At 72.6% G+C, this 15,993-nt stretch carries 6 protein-coding genes; 2 read left to right on the forward strand and 4 right to left on the reverse strand.

The window, feature by feature from the left end:
* The first annotated feature begins 13 nt into the window (after positions 1–13).
* Positions 14–841 (forward strand): hypothetical protein, encoded by an 828-nt coding sequence (locus tag ABD330_RS15995; RefSeq protein WP_344465398.1) that lies wholly within the window; start codon positions 14–16, stop codon positions 839–841.
* 164 nt (positions 842–1,005) lie between these two features.
* Here the strand turns inward: ABD330_RS15995 and ABD330_RS16000 are convergent, their stop codons facing one another.
* Both ABD330_RS16000 and pulA read right to left on the reverse strand, forming a co-directional pair.
* Entirely contained in the window at positions 1,006–3,336 is a 2,331-nt protein-coding gene (locus ABD330_RS16000) for a M4 family metallopeptidase (RefSeq protein ID WP_344465400.1), read from the reverse strand.
* A gap of 583 nt (positions 3,337–3,919) precedes the next feature.
* Positions 3,920–9,409: a pullulanase-type alpha-1,6-glucosidase gene (gene pulA, locus ABD330_RS16005; protein WP_425555551.1), complete on the reverse strand. Its 5,490-nt coding sequence runs from the start codon at positions 9,407–9,409 to the stop codon at positions 3,920–3,922.
* 315 nt (positions 9,410–9,724) lie between these two features.
* Here pulA and ABD330_RS16010 point away from each other — a divergent pair, with 315 nt between their 5' ends.
* Positions 9,725–10,687 (forward strand): phosphatase PAP2 family protein, encoded by a 963-nt coding sequence (locus ABD330_RS16010; RefSeq protein ID WP_344465404.1) that lies wholly within the window; start codon positions 9,725–9,727, stop codon positions 10,685–10,687.
* Positions 10,688–10,889: 202 nt separating this feature from the next.
* Here the strand turns inward: ABD330_RS16010 and ABD330_RS16015 are convergent, their stop codons facing one another.
* Both ABD330_RS16015 and ABD330_RS16020 read right to left on the reverse strand, forming a co-directional pair.
* Positions 10,890–12,554 carry an MFS transporter gene (locus ABD330_RS16015; RefSeq protein WP_344465406.1) on the reverse strand — a complete coding sequence of 555 codons (1,665 nt, stop codon included), beginning with the start codon at positions 12,552–12,554 and terminating at the stop codon, positions 10,890–10,892.
* A 191-nt stretch (positions 12,555–12,745) separates the two neighbouring features.
* On the reverse strand, positions 12,746–15,787 hold the full coding sequence (locus tag ABD330_RS16020) for a bifunctional [glutamine synthetase] adenylyltransferase/[glutamine synthetase]-adenylyl-L-tyrosine phosphorylase (protein ID WP_344465408.1): 3,042 nt from the start codon (positions 15,785–15,787) through the stop codon (positions 12,746–12,748).
* Positions 15,788–15,993 lie beyond the last annotated feature (206 nt).

The following is a 15,993-nucleotide window of genomic DNA, read 5'->3' on the forward strand; positions in this document are numbered from 1 at the left end:
GAGGAACCCGGCCATGGACCTGGAACACGAACTGACCCGCATGCTCGAAGAGAGCACCGACCGGCTGAGCCCGCCGGTCCACACCATCGTCGCCGAGGCCGACCGGCGCGGGCGCAGGCTCCGCCGGCGCCGGCGCGCGCAGATCGGCGGGTCGGCCGTCGCGCTGGCGGCGCTGGTCTGCACCGGTACCGCGCTGGGCCTGCACCCGGCCGTCGGCCCGACGCTCAACGTCAGCTCCTCCGCGAGCGGCACCGTACCGGTCACCGGCGCGGCGATGCTGCAGACCCTCGCCGACCTGCTGCCGCCCGGTGCCACCCTGAAGAACTTCCGCTCCGGACCGCCACTGGGCCCGCAGGCCGACTCCGTCCGCTTCACGGTGGACTACCTCGACGGGCACGGCGGCCCGGCCACCATCACCGTCTCCGTGCAGCGGACGAACGGGCAGCCCGGGGCGCTCGACTGCGACCCGATGCTCCGGCTGCCGGCCGGGCCCCGCCCGGCCGGTGCCGATCCCGTGGCCTGCACGGCGGACCACCTGCCGGACGGCGCCGACCGGCAGACCCTGGTCGGCCAGGCCGTGCCGGCCGGTCTCGTCTACCAGGAGCAGGTCCGGGTGCAGCGGCCGGACGGCGTGGCGGTGCAGTTCGCGGTGGCGAACGGCGTCCTGCCCACCGCGGTCGTCGGCGGGACCAACGGCCTCATGACCCGGGCCCGGCCGCCGCTGACGGTCGAGCAGGCCCAGGCCATCGCGCAGAGCCCGTCCTGGCAGCTCCAGGTGCCCGGCGCCCTCACGGCCCGGGGGGCCGAGCTGGCCGGGCGGGTGGCGGCCCCGACGTCCTAGGCCGGGGGTCCAGGGCCGGGAAACAGGCCCAGGAACCAGGGCCGGGAAACAGGCCCGGGAACCAGGGCCAGGAACCAGGGCCGGGAACCGCTGCCGGGACGGCGTCCCCGCACGCGACGGGGCCCGGCAGCCGCGGCTGCCGGGCCCTGCTCACACGTTCAGCGTCAGCTGGTGCTGATCGCCGTGTCGTCGATCACGAAGCTCGTCTGCAGCGAGGAGTCCTCGGTGCCGGTGAACTTCAGGGTGACCGTCTGGCCCGCGTAGGCCGAGAGGTCGAAGGTGCGCTGCTGGTAGCCGGCGGCCGCGTCCGCGTTGGAGTAGGTCTTCAGCGCGGTGCCGTTCACCGTCACGGCCAGCTTGTCGTAGGCCGTGGTGCCGGTCTCGGCGGTGTCGATGTGCAGCCAGAAGCTCAGGCTCGCCTTGCAGCCGGCCGGGATGGTCACCGTCTGGGAGAGGGTGTCCGTGTGGGTGGAGCCGTAGCCGTCCATCCACGCCTTCCAGGAACCGCCGTGCGCGGCCTGGCCGGAGGAGTTGTCGACGACGCCCGAGGAGGCCGTCCACGGAGCGGCGGTGCCGGTCTCGAAGCCGGCGTTGCCGAGCAGCTGGGCCGGGGTGCAGCCGCCGCCACCGCCGCCGCTGACCGTCCAGGTGAAGCTGGTGGTGCCGGACTTGTTGGCGGTGTCCTTGGCGGTGACGACCACGTTGAACGTGCCGGCGGCCGTCGCGGTGCCGGTGATCTTGCCGGTCGAGCTGATCGACAGGCCGGTCGGCAGGCCGGTGGCCGAGTAGGTCAGCGCGCCGGTGCCGCCGGTGGCGGAGATCTGCAGGCTGGCCGTGCCGTTCAGCGCGGTGCTCTGGTTGCCCGGGTTGGTGACGGTGACGCCGCCGGTCGGGACGGAGCCGACGTTGACGCCCGCCCAGGCGGTGGCGACCGCGTTGTACTCGGCGCCGTTCGCGCCGTACAGGTCGGAGGCCGCGCTGAGGGTCGCGGTGCGGGCGGCCGCGTAGTCGGTGGTGGAGGTGAAGTACGTGGTCAGCGCGCGGTACCAGATCTGCGCGGCCTTGTCCCGGCCGATGCCGGTGACGGCGATGTTGTTGACCGTCGGGCTGTTGTAGTTCACGCCGTTGACGGTCTTCGCACCGCTGCCCTCGGACAGCAGGTAGAAGAAGTGGTTGGCGACGCCCGAGGAGTAGTGGACGTCGAGGTTGCCCACGCCCGAGGACCAGGAGTCGGCCGAGTTGCCGTCCTTGGAGGGCTGGTCCATGTAACGGAGCGGCGTGCCGTTGCCGTTGAGGTCGATCAGCTCGCCGATCAGGTAGTCCGGGTTGTCCGCGGGCAGGTTCGCGTAGAACTCCACCATCGTGCCCATGATGTCCGAGGTGGCCTCGTTGAGGCCGCCGGACTCACCGGAGTAGTTCAGGCCGGCCGTGGCGGCGGTGACGCCGTGGCTCATCTCGTGGCCCGAGACGTCGATCTCGGTCAGCGGGTGGGTGTTGCCCGAGCCGTCGCCGTAGGTCATGCAGAAGCAGGTGTCGTCCCAGAACGCGTTGGTGTAGTTGGTGTCGTAGTGCACCCGGCTGAAGGCACCGACACCGTCGTTGCGGATGCCGCTGCGGTTGAAGGTGTTCTTGTAGAAGTCCCAGGTGGCCGAGGCGCCGTAGTGGGCGTCGACGGCGGCCGACTCGCCGTTGCTGGCGAGGCCGTTGCCCCAGGTGTCGGTGGACTTGCTGTAGAGCGTGCCGTTGCCGGACGTCCCGTTGGCCATGTTGGTGGTGTACTGCCCGCCGCGCGTGGCGTCCTTCAGCGAGTACGTCGAACCCGACAGCGTGGTGCCCAGGTTGACGCTGCCGACGAAGACGCCCTTGCCGGTGCCCGTGTCGGTCTCGATGCCCTCGACCTTGCTCAGCACCACGCCGGTCTTGGCGTCGGTGACCACGTGCAGCTGGCTCGGGGTGCCGTCGGGCTGCTTGCCGGAGACGACCGTCTCCCAGGCCAGGGTCGGGGCGCCCTTGGCGGCCCAGACGACCAGGCGCGGGGCGGTGGCGACCTTGGAGCCGGCCTCGGTGGCCATCGCGGCGGCCGCGGCCTTCGGGGCGGCCAGTGCCGGGGTGATGCTCAGGCCGGTCAGCGAAGCGGTGCTGGCGCGGTCCACGCTCTTGGTGGCGCCGGCCGCGGTCTGGTGGACCACCAGGTCGCCGCCGATCACCGGCAGGCCGCCGTAGGTACGCTCGTAGCGCAGGTGGCGGGTGCCGTTCGCATCGACCATCGCGTCCTTGACGACCAGCTTCTCCTGGCTGCCGAGGCCCAGCGACTGGGCTATCGACGCGCTCCGCTGGGTGGCGTCGGAGAACAGCTGGGCCCGGCCGGCCAGAGCCTGCTGTGCGGCGGGGGCGGTCGGCGCGGCGTTCGCGACGAACGGGACTGCGGTCACCAGCAGAGCGGTCGTGGTCGCCAGGGCGGCCATCGTCACCCGGGCTTGGCTGTAACGGGACATGCAGACTCCTTGTCCGACCGGTCGCGGGGTTCACGAGCGGTGGAGAGAACCTGGCCGCGGGGTTGCGGCGCAGCGGGGGCCCCTGGCGCTGGTGGGCGGAGGGGTGCGGTGCAACAGGCGCTGAACATGCGCGGGACAGCTGCACCGGGGGGTGGGGGACCCTCTCATCTGCAGCCGGGGGAATCGTGGCAGCAAACGACCCACCGGTGACAGATGCATGCCATGGATTGGCCAATAAGCGTTCACCGCACGGCAAAGAAGACCAAGGGTCAGGTCAAGTCCGGACCAAGGTCGTTCCGCTTCCCGGCAACTTCGGTTCCCAGTGGCACCGGAGGGCTCTCATCCGGCCCGACCAGCAGTTGGGCGGGGTTGACCCGGTCTTGACCGGATGCCGGGGCCGCGCGCGCTGCGCGGACGAACTGTCACAGCGTCAGCCGCCTTGTCCATGTCACACCCTCTCGGACACGACCGATCGATTCCGGCCATCCGGCACAGGAGCCGTGACGCCCGCAGGGGCCCCGCCGGTCGGCGGGGCCCCTGCGGGGTGTTACGGGAGCGTGTCGGCGCCCGTCGCGGGTACGGGTCAGTTCTGGACGAAGACCGCCACCGTCCGGGCCGGCACCGTGAAGCTCCCGGTGGCGGCGTCGAAGGCGGACTGCTCCACCACCGGGTCGGCGCCGGCCGCCTGCACCGGGTGCAGGCTCTGCCGCGTCCCGGCCAGACCCGCGACGGTCTGCGTCTGCGCGGCCGGGGTGGCGTTGAAGACCACCGTGAGCCCCTTCTCCGCGCCGGGCAGGCCCGTCCCGTCCAGGTGCAGCGTGATCACCCCGGGGGTCTCCCCCGCCGTGCCGGAGAGCGGGTACGAGAGCCGCTGCTGCACCTCGGCGGCGCTGCTCAGCGCGAACAGCGGCGAGGACTGCCTGATCCGCAGGAACTGCTGGTACTGCGTGGTGGTGGCGTCGGTCTGCGCACAGCCCATCGTCAGCTGCGGGTTCGCCAGCAGCTGTTGGGCGGCCGGCCACATCGACTTGTTGTCCGCCGCCATCGGCAGGCCGTGGCCCCAGCCGGTGCCCTGGGTGCAGTCCCAGTGGATCGCGTTGAACCAGTCACCCGAGTCGAAGGAGTTCGAGTCCAGCGACTTCGAGCGCAGCAGGTCGCTCCCGGCCACCGCGAATCCCGGGCCCTGGGCCAGCGCGGTGAGCGAGAGGCCGAGCGCCTGCATCCTGGCCCGGTCGGCGGGCGCGGTGCCGGCCGGGAGCTTGTAGGCGAGCGCGTCGAACAGGTCGGTGTTGTCGTGCGCGTCGACGTACTCGACCGCCTCGCCGGGGTTCGCCGCGTAGCCGGTGGGCGAGCCGTTGTAGTCGACTCCCGCGCCGGTGACGGCCTTTCCGGAGCTGTCGGTGAACGAGTACCCCGCCAGGTTGCCGGTCAGGCCGACCTTCAACTGGTCCATCTGGTGCAGCAGTACGGCCTTCTGCTGGTCCGGGGTGCCGTTGGCCGCCGACCCGTTGGGGTCGGTGTAGAGCCCCGAGGCGAAGCCCTGCTGCGGCGCGGAGGAGAGCATGAAGTTGCCGCCGCGCGCGGCGTCCCGGACGCGGTCGTTGAAGGTCGCGATGCCGGTGCCCGCCATGTTCGCCTGCGTGGCCTGCACGAACCGGGCGTTGTTCGCGACGACGCCGAAGTTCCAGCCCTCGCCGTAGAGGAAGACGTCCTTGCCGTCCACCCCGTCCTTGGCCTTCGTCAGCCCGCGCAGCGCCGACTGGACGTCCAGCATGGTCGACTTGGGGTCGATGCCCATCAGGTCGAAGCGGAAGCCGTCCACCTTGTACTGCCGGGCCCAGGTGACGACGGAGTCGACCACCAGCTTGTTCATCATGGCGTGCTCGGGCGCGGTGTCCGCGCAGCAGCTGTCGGTGGTGACCTTGCCGTCGTCGCTCAGCCGCTGGTAGTAGCCGGGCACGACCTGGTCGAGCACCGAGTGGTCCGCCTGGCCGCTCGCGGCGGTGTGGTTGTAGACCACGTCCAGCACGACCCGCAGCCCGGCCGCGTGCATCGCCTCGACCATCTGCCGGAACTGCACCGTCCGCGCGGTGCCCGTCGGATCGGTGGCGTACGCGCCCTCAGGCACGGTGTAGTGCAGCGGGTCGTAGCCCCAGTTGTACGCGTCCTGGGCCTGGACGGCCGCCACGCACTCCTGCTGCTTGTCGCTGTCCGGCGGCAGCGAGGCGAGGTCGCAGGCGGGCAGCTTCTGGTCGGCGGCCGGCGGGACGGAGGCGATGTCGAAGGTCGGCAGCAGGTGGACGGTGGTGATCCCGGCCTTGGCCAGCGCCCGCAGGTGCTGCATCCCGGCCGAGCCGGACTCGGTGAAGGCGAGGTAGGTGCCGCGCTCGGCGGCGGGCACGGTGGTGTCGGCCGCCGAGAAGTCCCGGACGTGCAGCTCCTGGATCTGCTGCTTCACCGCCGGGATCGCCTGCGGCGCCTGCTGCTGGTCCCAGCCGGCCGGCTTGGTGGCACCGGCCGCCAGGTCGGCCACCAGGCTGCGCTTCGAGTCGGGCGAGAGCGCGACCGAGTACGGGTCGCTGACCAGGTTGGTGACCAGCTGCTGGACGCTCGGCGCCCACACCTTGACCTGGTACAGGTAGTACTTGCCGGACAGCTGCCCGGTGTCCAGGGTCAGCGACCACACGCCGCTCGCCTCGTCACGCCGCAGCGGGACCGCCTTCGGGGTGCCGCCGGTCGCCGTGTCGAAGAGCTGGACGGAGACCTCGGCGGCCGTGGGCGCCCAGAGCGACAGGGTGACCCGGCCGTTCCGGTAGACCGGGCCGAGCTTGGCCGCGGCCGCCTTGGCCGCGTAGAGGTCGTCCAGCGCGCCCGGGATCTGCACGCCGGTCGCCGCGAGCACGGCGCCGCTCGGCAGGTGCTCGGTGAAGACCAGCTGGCTGCGGAGCGCCTGGGTGGTCCGCGCGGTGTCGCGGGGGTCCACGGTGAAGGCGCGGTAGCCCGCGAGGTTCGGGTACTTGGCCTTCTGCGCGGCCGTCAGGGCGCCGGGGTTGAGCCGGATCCAGTGGCCGGGCCTGCTGAGCGCGCCCTTGTCGACGGTGATCCCGCCGGCCGGGTCGTAGACCAGCTGCGCGCTGGTGCCGCCGGCCAGCGAGCCGTCGGAGGCGCCGTAGCCGGCGGGCACCACCACGGTCTTCGCGTCGATCCACTGCGCCTTGGCGGTGGAGAGGTCGAGCTGCGCGGAGCTGCCGGACGGCTCCGGCAGCAGGTAGTCCTGCTGCCCGCCGAGGATCCAGATCTCCCGGCCGCTGGTGGCGAAGTCGAGCGACTGGTCGTTCGGCAGGTCCTTGTCGTTGCCGTTGTGCAGGATGTAGCTGAGGCTGGTCGCCCCGGCCGCGAGCGGCACCTCGAAGACGTCGCCGAAGCCGTCCCGGCGGGCCGGCTGGAGCGGCTTGCCCCAGTCGGTGGGCGTCGCGGCGCCCGTCCAGTCGTGCAGGCCCCAGCCGTCGTAGTTCCCGTCCGCGCGGTGGTAGTGGATCACCGCCGTACCGGCGGGGACGGGTGCGGCCGGGTCGGGGTCGGTGCTGTGGACGGCCGGGTCGCCCTCCTTGAGCCAGATCTCACCGGTGCTGCCGATGTCGATGTGGCGGTCGGCGTCGACGTCCTTGGTGCCGTTGTTCTCCACGAGGAAGCCGAGGTCGGCGGCGCCGTCCTTCAACTTGACGTAGGCGAAGGCCCCGTACGCGTCCCGGCCGGTGAACCCGTGCCCGGCGGGCCAGTTGGTCTGCTCGCCGTCGGCGAGGTCGCCCCAGGCGTAGAGGTTCCAGCCGTCGTAGTCGCCGTTCTTCCGCTGGTAGTGCACCACCGCGTACGGGCGCGAGGTGGTGGTCGGCACCGGCTTCGGATCCGGGGTGCCGGTGGTGAAACCGCCCGCGACGGACCGCAGTTGGCCGCCGGAGGCCTGCACCACGGCCTTGTAGCGGACGACGGTGCCGGGCGCGACGGTGCTCAGGTCCTGGGTCACCTGGTACGTCCCGTCGTCGGCCGTCCCGAGCCGCTGCCAGGGCCCGTTGCCGATCTGCGCGGCGAAGGAGACCCGGTCGAATCCGCCGCCGGGGACGTCCGCGCCGACGGTGACCGTGCCGGTCGCGCCGTCCGCCGGTGCCCGCAGGGCGAGTTGCGGGGCGGCGGTGGTCTTCGCCAGTTTCCCGGCGGCCTTGAACACCACCGAGGAGAGCGGCGGCACGGTGACGGTCAGCTTCTTGTCCGCGCCGCTGGTGGCGGACGGACCGGCCTGCGGGTACAGCTGGTCGAAGCCCATCCCGGCCGAGAAGGTGTCGAGCGGGACGGTCTTGGCGTCGGTGGAGTTGTTCACCGCGACGACGTACTCGACCTGCTGCTTGGCGTCGATCCGGGAGAACGCGTACACGCCCGGCCCGTCCGCCGCGTACCGCTCGACCTGCGCGCCGTCGGCGAGCGCCGGGTTGGCCTGCCGCAGCTTGGCCAGCGTGGATATGCCCTGGTAGAGCGCGCCGTCCTGGCCGTAGCGGTCGGCGGAGCCGGGGGCGGAGCCGATCACGTTGTCGCTGTTGTACGAGGGCGTCTGCGAGGCGAACATGTCCTGCCGGGCGTCCTTGTCGCCGCCCGCGCCGGTGAAGCCCTGCTCGTCGCCGTAGTAGACCACCGGCTGCCCGCGCGTCAGGAACTGGAGCTCGTTGCCGAGCCGGTCCTTCTTCAGCAGGGTGGCCTGGTCGGCCCCCGGGTTGTCGCTCTGCAGGAAGCTGCCGAACCGGCCCATGTCGTGGTTGCCGAGGAAGGTCGGCAGCTCGTACGCGTTGGTGTCGGCGGTGGTGTAGCGGTAGTCCTGCGCGTACACCGCCGAGAGGGCCTTGGCGGAGCCGTTCTGCGAGACGAAGGTCCGGGCGCCCTGCTGGAACGGGAAGTCCAGGGTGGCCTGGAGCTTGCCCTGGGTCACGTAGGGCGCGGTGACCGTCGGGTCGGCGGCGTAGACCTCGCCGAACATGAAGAAGTTCTTGTTGCCCTGCTGGGCCGCGAACCGCTTGAGCGAGGGCGCCCACTGCCGCCAGAACGCCATGTCGACGTTCTTGACGGTGTCGATCCGGAAGCCGTCGACCCCGGTCTGCGCCACCCAGTCCTGGTAGACCTTCTCGAAGCCCTTCACCACCGCCGGGTTCTGGGTGTCCAGGTCGTCCAGGCCGGAGAAGTCGCCCTCGGTGCCGGACTCGCCCGCGAAGGTCGAGTTGCCCCGGTTGTGGTAGAGCGAGGTGTCGTTGAGCCAGGCCGGGGTCTTCGCGGCGGCGTCCGCCGGGGTGCGCAGGACCGGGGTGTACGGGAACGAGTCCGGGGTGAGCTTCGGCCACCTGCCGCCCGCGTTCGCCAGGGCGGTCTCGTCGACCGGGTTCCCGTCCGCGTCGAGCGTCGGGTAGGCGCCCGTCGAACGGTAGTCGTAGCTCTGCTGGGCGTAGTCGATGACGTCGGCGGTGTGGTTGGTGATGACGTCGAAGAAGACCTTCATGCCCTTGCCGTGCGCCTTCGCGATCAGCTCCTTGAGCTGCTCGTTGGTGCCGAAGTGCGGGTCGACCTGAGTGAAGTCGGTGATCCAGTAGCCGTGGTAGCCGGCCGAGGCGGCGGCGCCGGTGCCCTGCACCGGCTTGTTCTTGAAGATCGGGGCCAGCCAGATCGCGGTGGTGCCCAGACCCTGGATGTAGTCCAGCCTGTCGATCAGGCCCGCCAGGTCGCCACCGTGGTAGAAGCCCTTGTCGGTGGGATCGAGGCCGTTGTCCATCCGCGAGCCGGTGATGCCACCGGTGTCGTTGCCGGTGTCGCCGTTGGCGAACCGGTCCGGAAGGACGAAGTAGAACTGCTCCCTGGTGAGGTCGTGCCGGGCCGCCGAGGACGCCAGGGCGGCGTCCGAGGGCGGGGGCGGCGGCGCGGCGGCGGCGGCCATCGGGGCCGATCCCAGCGTGGCCGCGAGCAGCGGAACGGCGAGCAGCACGGCCGAGCGGCCGGATCTGCGACGGGGGGTGGTGCTCCGTGGGCGGCGGGGCGGCACTTCGGCCACTTAAGGCTCCCTTGAGGCGGCTCGTCGACGTTGAGTGGCGTGGACGCTAGTGGCTGCAAGAAGTTTCAGCAAGATGCCGAAAACGTTGCAATCAAGGTCTTCACCGAACCGTTGCGAAGCGGGCCGGGACGGCCGGGGGACGGAGCGGAGGGGGTCGCCTCGACCGGTGGTCTGCGAACGAGTCACAATGGACTTCATGCCCACCTCCGGTACCCACCCCCTCACGCTTTTGGGGGACAGCTGGTGACGAATCCCCTACCGCAGGATGAGCAGGCGGCCACGAACCGTCTGGCAGACTTCTCGTCCATGGGGGAACCGACCGAGATCCGTAACGCGAGCGCAGACCGCGCCGCCGCGGCTCGCGGGTCTGGTTCCGTCCCGGGCGAGGGCCGTACGGTCCACCGGCCCGGCGGAGCCACCCGCGCCGCCCAGACGCCTGCCGCCGCGCTGCGCAGCCGTGTCCGCGAACAACGCCGGACGCCGCTCAGACCTCGGCTCTGGTTCGAGCTGGCCCTGATCGGCTTCAGCTACCTGATCTACTCGATGGTCCGCAACGCGGTCCCCGAGCAGGAGAAGGCCGCCCAGCAGCACGCGAGCTGGATCTGGCACTTCGAGCAGCACCTCGGCATCGCCGTGGAGCGCTCGGTGAACCACGGGGTCAACTCGGTCGGCTGGCTGATCGTGGGGATGAACTACTACTACGCGACGCTGCACTTCATCGTGACCATCGGCGTGCTCGTGTGGCTCTACCGCTCGCACCCGGGCCGCTACGCGGCGGCACGGTCGGTGCTCTTCGTGACCACCGGGATCGCGCTGGTGGGCTTCTACTTCTTCCCGCTGGCCCCGCCCCGGCTGATGACCGGCGGCAACTTCGTGGACACCGTGTACGTGCACCACACCTGGGGGTCACTGGCCTCCGGCGCGGGCGCACAGGTCTCCAACCAGTTCGCGGCGATGCCCTCGATGCACATCGGCTGGTCGCTCTGGTGCGGCCTGACGATCTTCTTCCTGGCCCGCCGGCCCTGGGTCCGGGCCCTCGGTCTGGCCTACCCGCTGGCCACCCTGATGGTGATCATCTCGACCGCCAACCACTTCTGGATGGACGCGGTCGGCGGCATGGTCTGCCTCGCGGTCGGCTTCACGGCCTCCCGGGCGATCTACCACGTCTGGGTCTACCAGCTCCCCCGGGTCACCGGCGGGGCCGACACCGAAGCCCCGGTCACCGTCCCCGAACAGTGGACCACCCCGGTCGGCGCCACCCGCCACTGACCGGCCCCCACGGGGCACATACAAGGGGCGCGTGGGGGCACCTCCCGGCCGAAGGCTGGGGGAGAACTGCGCGAAACCGGAAGGCACACCGCCGCACCTTCCAACCTCGCGCAGTTCCTCGCGCCCCTTGCATGTGCCTGGTCGAGTGCGAACGTGGCCGTCAGGCCTTCCCGCAATGGCCGGCCCGGGTGCGAACCGGCCGTCAGGCCTTCTCACAGGGCGCGCCGCGAGGCAACCCGTACCGGCTGGCCACCTGGTAGGTGCCCGCATGGGCGGCGTGCAGGACCGTCCAGTCGCCGCCGCCCTCGGTGAGGCAGCTCCCGGTGCCGCCCGCCTCGGCGCCCAGCGAGAGCCACGGGGACCACGGGATCCGCAGCAGGACGGAGCCCGCCTGCGGCACCTCGATGGTGACGGCGGCCGGCCCGGCGAGCTGGACGGTCGCGGGCGGCGCCACCAGCGGCAGTGCGTCCGTGACCCGGTAGAGCTGCCAGTTCGCGTCCTTCCAGACCGGGCTCAGCCAGCTGTGCGGCTCCTGGACGATCCTGGCCTCGTCGACCGCCGCGTCGTCCGGCTGCCCGGCCGGGAGCACCACGAAGCCGACGCCCCAGTACTGGAGCCAGGCGTGGTAGTCGTCCGGGGCGAGGGCGTCCTGGTAGAACAGCGGGTTGCGGGCCACGTCGGCCTGCCGGTTCCAGCCACGGGCCAGGTTGACGTACGGCGCGATGTCGGAGGCCTCGCCGTGGGTGCGCAGCGGCACCACCTCGACCCGGCCCCGGTCGGCGCCGACCCGCCGCAGTTCGTCGATCAGCGGCTGCGGGTGCAGCGCCGTCGCCTGGGCGGGCACGGTGGTGACCAGGTCGCCGATCGGCTTGGTCACCTGCCAGAGCACCCCGGCGCACAGCAGGAGGGCCAGCGCCGCCCGGCGCCGCCGGTCCACCGGCCGGCCGCCGTCCGGGCGGCGGAGCACGGCGGCGAGCAGCACGGTGGGCCCGAAGAGCAGCGGCAGCCGTTCGACGTTGCTGCCGACCGGCGACGGGATCAGCCAGGTCAGTGCCGCTCCGAGGGCGTAGACCGCCGAGCCGGCCCGCAGGACGCGCCACTCGCGCGGCAGCAGCACGGCGGCGCAGGCGGCGCTGACGGCCAGCGGCCAGGCCAGCCACCAGTCGAAGGGCTGCACCCCCTGGAAGGGGAAGAGCAGCGCCGTGCCGCCTATCACCAGCACCGGCCCCGCCGCGAGGGCGTAGGACTCCGACCGGCGGCGGTCGAGGAAGAGCGCGGCCGCCACCACCTCCAGGAACAGCCCGGCCACCGGGCTGGCCGTACTGGCCAGGGCGCCGAGGCCCAGCACCGCGACCAGCCGGGCGCGCTCCCGGCCGGCCGCCGGGAAGAGCAGTGCCACCGCGCCCAGGGCGAACAGGACGCCGAGCGCGAAGGTGACCCGGCCCGAGTAGAGGTCGGCGGAGAGCGCCACGGCCGTCCACAGCGCGAGCGGCAGCGGGCGCGCGGCCCGCACCCGCAGCAGCAGCCAGGCGGCGACCGTCGTGGAGGCCGTCGCGGCCAGCACCCCGGTGGTGCGGACGCCCAGCCAGCCCATCAGGTACGGCGACAGCAGGCTGTAGGACGCGGTGTGCATCCCGCCGTACCAGGACAGGTTGTACGCCGAGTCGGGGTTCTGCCGGATGAAGTCCGTCCACGCGTACTGCGCCGCGAGGTCCCCCGAGTCCCTGGCCAGGAACAGGGCCCACAGCACGTTGAGTACGGCGGCGAGCGCGGTGGCGGCGGTCAGCGGGTCGCGCAGACCCCCCAGGCCCAGTCCCAGCCGGGGTCGTTCGCCCGCAGCGGGCTTCGCCCATCCCCAGGTGGCCATACGGTCTCTCTCTGCCTGGACCGGGCTGGATCGGGCTGGTCCGGGCTCGGAAGCACCCACCCGGGCCGGCGCGGTCGTCCATGATCGACGGGATGGCTTCGAGCCTACCGGGCCTACACGACGTCAGGTCGGAGTTTCGCACACCTGTCTTTCGGCGGCCCGGGCAGGTCACCCGACAGGCCCTGGGGTCCTCACGGCCCGTAGAAGATCCGCTCCACCACCGCGCGGGCCCGGCGGGTGGTCCGGCGGTAGTCGTCCACCAGCTCGCCGGAGTGCCCGGCGCCGTAGCCCAGGTAGCGCGCCACCCCGGCCAGCTCGCGGGCGTCGCCGGGGAAGCTGTCGCCCGGACGGCCGCGTACCAGCATCACCGCGCTGCGCACCCGGGAGGCCAGCTGCCAGGCCGCGTCCAGCACGGCCGCGTCCTCCGCCTCGACCAGCCCCGCGTCGGCGGCGGCGGCAAGCGCGGCCCTGGTCCTGGTGGTCCGCAGGCCGGGCAGCTCGTGCCCGTGCTGGAGCTGGAGCAGCTGGACCGTCCACTCGACGTCCGCCAGGCCGCCCCGCCCTATCTTGGTGTGGGTGGTCGGGTCGGCCCCGCGCGGCAGCCGCTCGGACTCGACCCGGGCCTTGATCCGGCGGATCTCCATCAGGTCCCGCTCCGGCACCCCGGTGCCCGGGTAGCGCAGCGGGTCGATCAGCGCGCGGAACCGCTCGCCCAGCTCGGCGTCGCCCGCCACCGGCTCGGCGCGCAGCAGCGCCTGGCTCTCCCAGACGTGCGACCAGCGCCGGTAGTACGCCTGGTACGAGGCCAGGGTGCGCACCAGCGGACCCTGCCGGCCCTCCGGGCGGAGGTCGGCGTCGATCAGCAGCGGCGGCTCGGGCGAGGGGGCGGAGAGCAGGGTGCGGAGCCGGTTGCAGACGGCCTGGGCGGCGCGGGCGGCGTCCGCTTCGAGCGAGCCGAGCACCGGCTCGTGGACGAAGAGCACGTCCGCGTCGGAGCCGTAGCCGAGCTCGCGCCCGCCGAACCGGCCCATCGCGATCACGGCCAGCCGGGTGGGCAGGTCGCCGTGCTCGCTCTCCCACGCGGCGACACAGGCCCGCAGCGCGCCCTGCAGGGTGGCCGCGTTCAGGGCGGTCAGGGCCTCCCCCGCCGCGTCCAGCGCGGCGCCCGGCTCGTCGCCGAGGCGGCCGAGCACGTCGGCGGCGGCGGTGCGGAACAGCTCCCGGCGGCGTACCGACCGGGCCGCGGCCACCCCGGCCTCGGCGGATCCGGCCCGGCCGACGGCGGAGAGGATCTCCTGCTCCAGCGCGGCCCGCCCGCGCGGGGCGAGGCCGTTCGGGTCGCCGAGCATGGCGACCGCCTCCGGCGCGCGGAGCAGCAGGTCGGGGGCGAGCCGCCCGGCGGAGAGCACCCGGGCGAGCTGTTCGGCCGCGGCGCTCTCGTCCCGCAGCAGGCGCAGGTACCAGGGGGTGCGGCCGAGCGCGTCGGAGACCTGGCGGAAGCCCAGCAGCCCGGCGTCCGGGTCGGCCGAGTCGGCGAACCAGCCGAGCAGCACCGGCAGCAGCGTGCGCTGGATGGCGGCCTTGCGGCTGACACCGGAGGCGAGCGCGGTCAGGTGCCGCAGCGCACCGGCCGGGTCGGCGTAGCCGAGCGCCTCCAGCCGCTCCTTGGCGGCCTGCGGGCTGAGCCGGGTGGCGGGCAGCGGCAGCTCGGCGACGGCGTCCAGCAGCGGCCGGTAGAACAGCTTCTCGTGCAACCGCCGGACCTCGACGGCGTGCCGCTTCCACTCCCGCTGCAGCGCGGCGACCGGGTCGGCCCGGGTGTCGTCGTTGATCAGCCCGGACAGCGAGCGGGCCAGCCGGCGCAGCTCGGCGTCCTCGCGCGGCATCAGGTGGGTGCGGCGCAGCCGGTACAGCTGGATGTGGTGTTCGAGGGTGCGCAGGAAGCGGTACGCGGCCTCCAGCGAGGCCGCGTCGGCACGGCCGACGTAGCCGCCGTCGCTCAGCGCGGCCAGGGCTTCGAGGGTGTTGCCGCTGCGCAGGCGGTCGTCGGTGCGGCCGTGCACCAGTTGCAGCATCTGGACGGAGAACTCGACGTCGCGCAGCCCGCCGGGCCCGAGCTTGAGCTGCCGGTCCAGCTCGGTGGCCGGGATGGAGTCCACCACCCGGCGACGCATCTGCTGCACGTCGGCGACGAAGTTCTCCCGCTCGGCGGCCTGCCAGACCAGCGGCCCGGTGGCCTCGGTGTACGCGGCGCCGAGTTCGGCGTCGCCGGCCACCGGCCGGGCCTTGAGCAGCGCCTGGAACTCCCAGGTCTTGGCCCAGCGCTGGTAGTACGCCAGATGGCTGGCGAGGGTGCGGACCAGCGGCCCGTTCCGGCCCTCGGGGCGGAGGTTGGCGTCCACCGGCCAGATGGTGCCCTCGCCGGTGGTGTCCGAGCACAGCCGCATCATCCGGGCCGCGAGCCGGGTGGCGGCCTGCACCGCCGGGTGCTCCTCGGAGCCCTCCCGGGCCTCGGCCACGAAGACCACGTCCACGTCGGAGACGTAGTTGAGCTCCCGCCCACCGCACTTGCCCATCGCGATCACGGCCAGCCGGCAGAGCCCGGCCGCCGCAGGGTCCTCGCCGACGGCGATGTCGAGCGCCGTCTGCAGGGTGGCTCCCGCCAGGTCGGCGAGCTCGGCGGCGGTCTGCGGCAGGTCGGTGGTGCCGCTGAGGTCGCGGGCCGCGATGGCCAGCAGGCAGCGTCGGTAGGCGACGCGCAGCGCGTCGGCCCGGTCGCCGTTGCCGTGGCCGTTGCCGTTGCCGTTGCCGTTGCCGAACACCCGGGTGTGCAGCTGGCGGCGGAAGTCCTCCGGGCCCGGGTGGATGTCGCGCACCTCGAAGGTGACCAGGGTGTGCCAGTCCCGGGGGTACCGGGCCAGGTGGTCGCCGAGTGCGGTGGAGGCTCCGAGCACGCCGAGCAGACGGTCGCGGAGCGGCTTGGAGCTGGTCAGGGTGTCCCGCAGGGTGTGCCGTTCGGGCTCGTCGAGCGCCTCCAGCAGCCGGGCCAGCCCGAACAGCGCGAGGTCCGGGTCGGCCGTGGCACCCAGCGCGTCCAGCAGCACGGGATCGGTGGCGAGCCCGTGCAGCCCAGGCCCGTCCAGCAGCCGCACGGCGGCCTCCGGATCGGTGAAACCACGCCGGACCAGCCTTATCTCCGGCCTGCTGGTCCGGTTACCCGTCCGTTCCTCCACTGCGATCCGCCCCTCCGCCGCGTGAGATGCCGCCCTCTCAGCAGGTTACGTTCCCACCCCGGGCCACGCCCGCGTTTGCCCTCGGGGCACCGAGAGCAGGGCCGCGGAACTGTTACAGCTCAGAGCAACCACAACAGGGGCGCGGGGAACTGCGCGCGCAACCGTGCACCTCCGTAGAGCCCTGGTCGCGCAGTTCCCCGCGCCCC

Origin of the sequence: Kitasatospora kazusensis (assembly GCF_039529945.1) — a bacterium.
In the GTDB taxonomy this organism is placed as follows: Bacteria; Actinomycetota; Actinomycetes; order Streptomycetales; family Streptomycetaceae; genus Kitasatospora; species Kitasatospora kazusensis.

Excerpts from the sequence above, each read along its gene's own strand:
- ABD330_RS15995 (WP_344465398.1), top strand. The coding sequence starts at position 14 with ATGGACCTGGAACACGAACTGACCCGCATGCTCGAAGAGAGCACCGAC.
- ABD330_RS16010 (WP_344465404.1), top strand. The coding sequence starts at position 9,725 with ATGGGGGAACCGACCGAGATCCGTAACGCGAGCGCAGACCGCGCCGCC.
- ABD330_RS16000 (WP_344465400.1), bottom strand. The coding sequence starts at position 3,336 with ATGTCCCGTTACAGCCAAGCCCGGGTGACGATGGCCGCCCTGGCGACC.
- ABD330_RS16015 (WP_344465406.1), bottom strand. The coding sequence starts at position 12,554 with ATGGCCACCTGGGGATGGGCGAAGCCCGCTGCGGGCGAACGACCCCGG.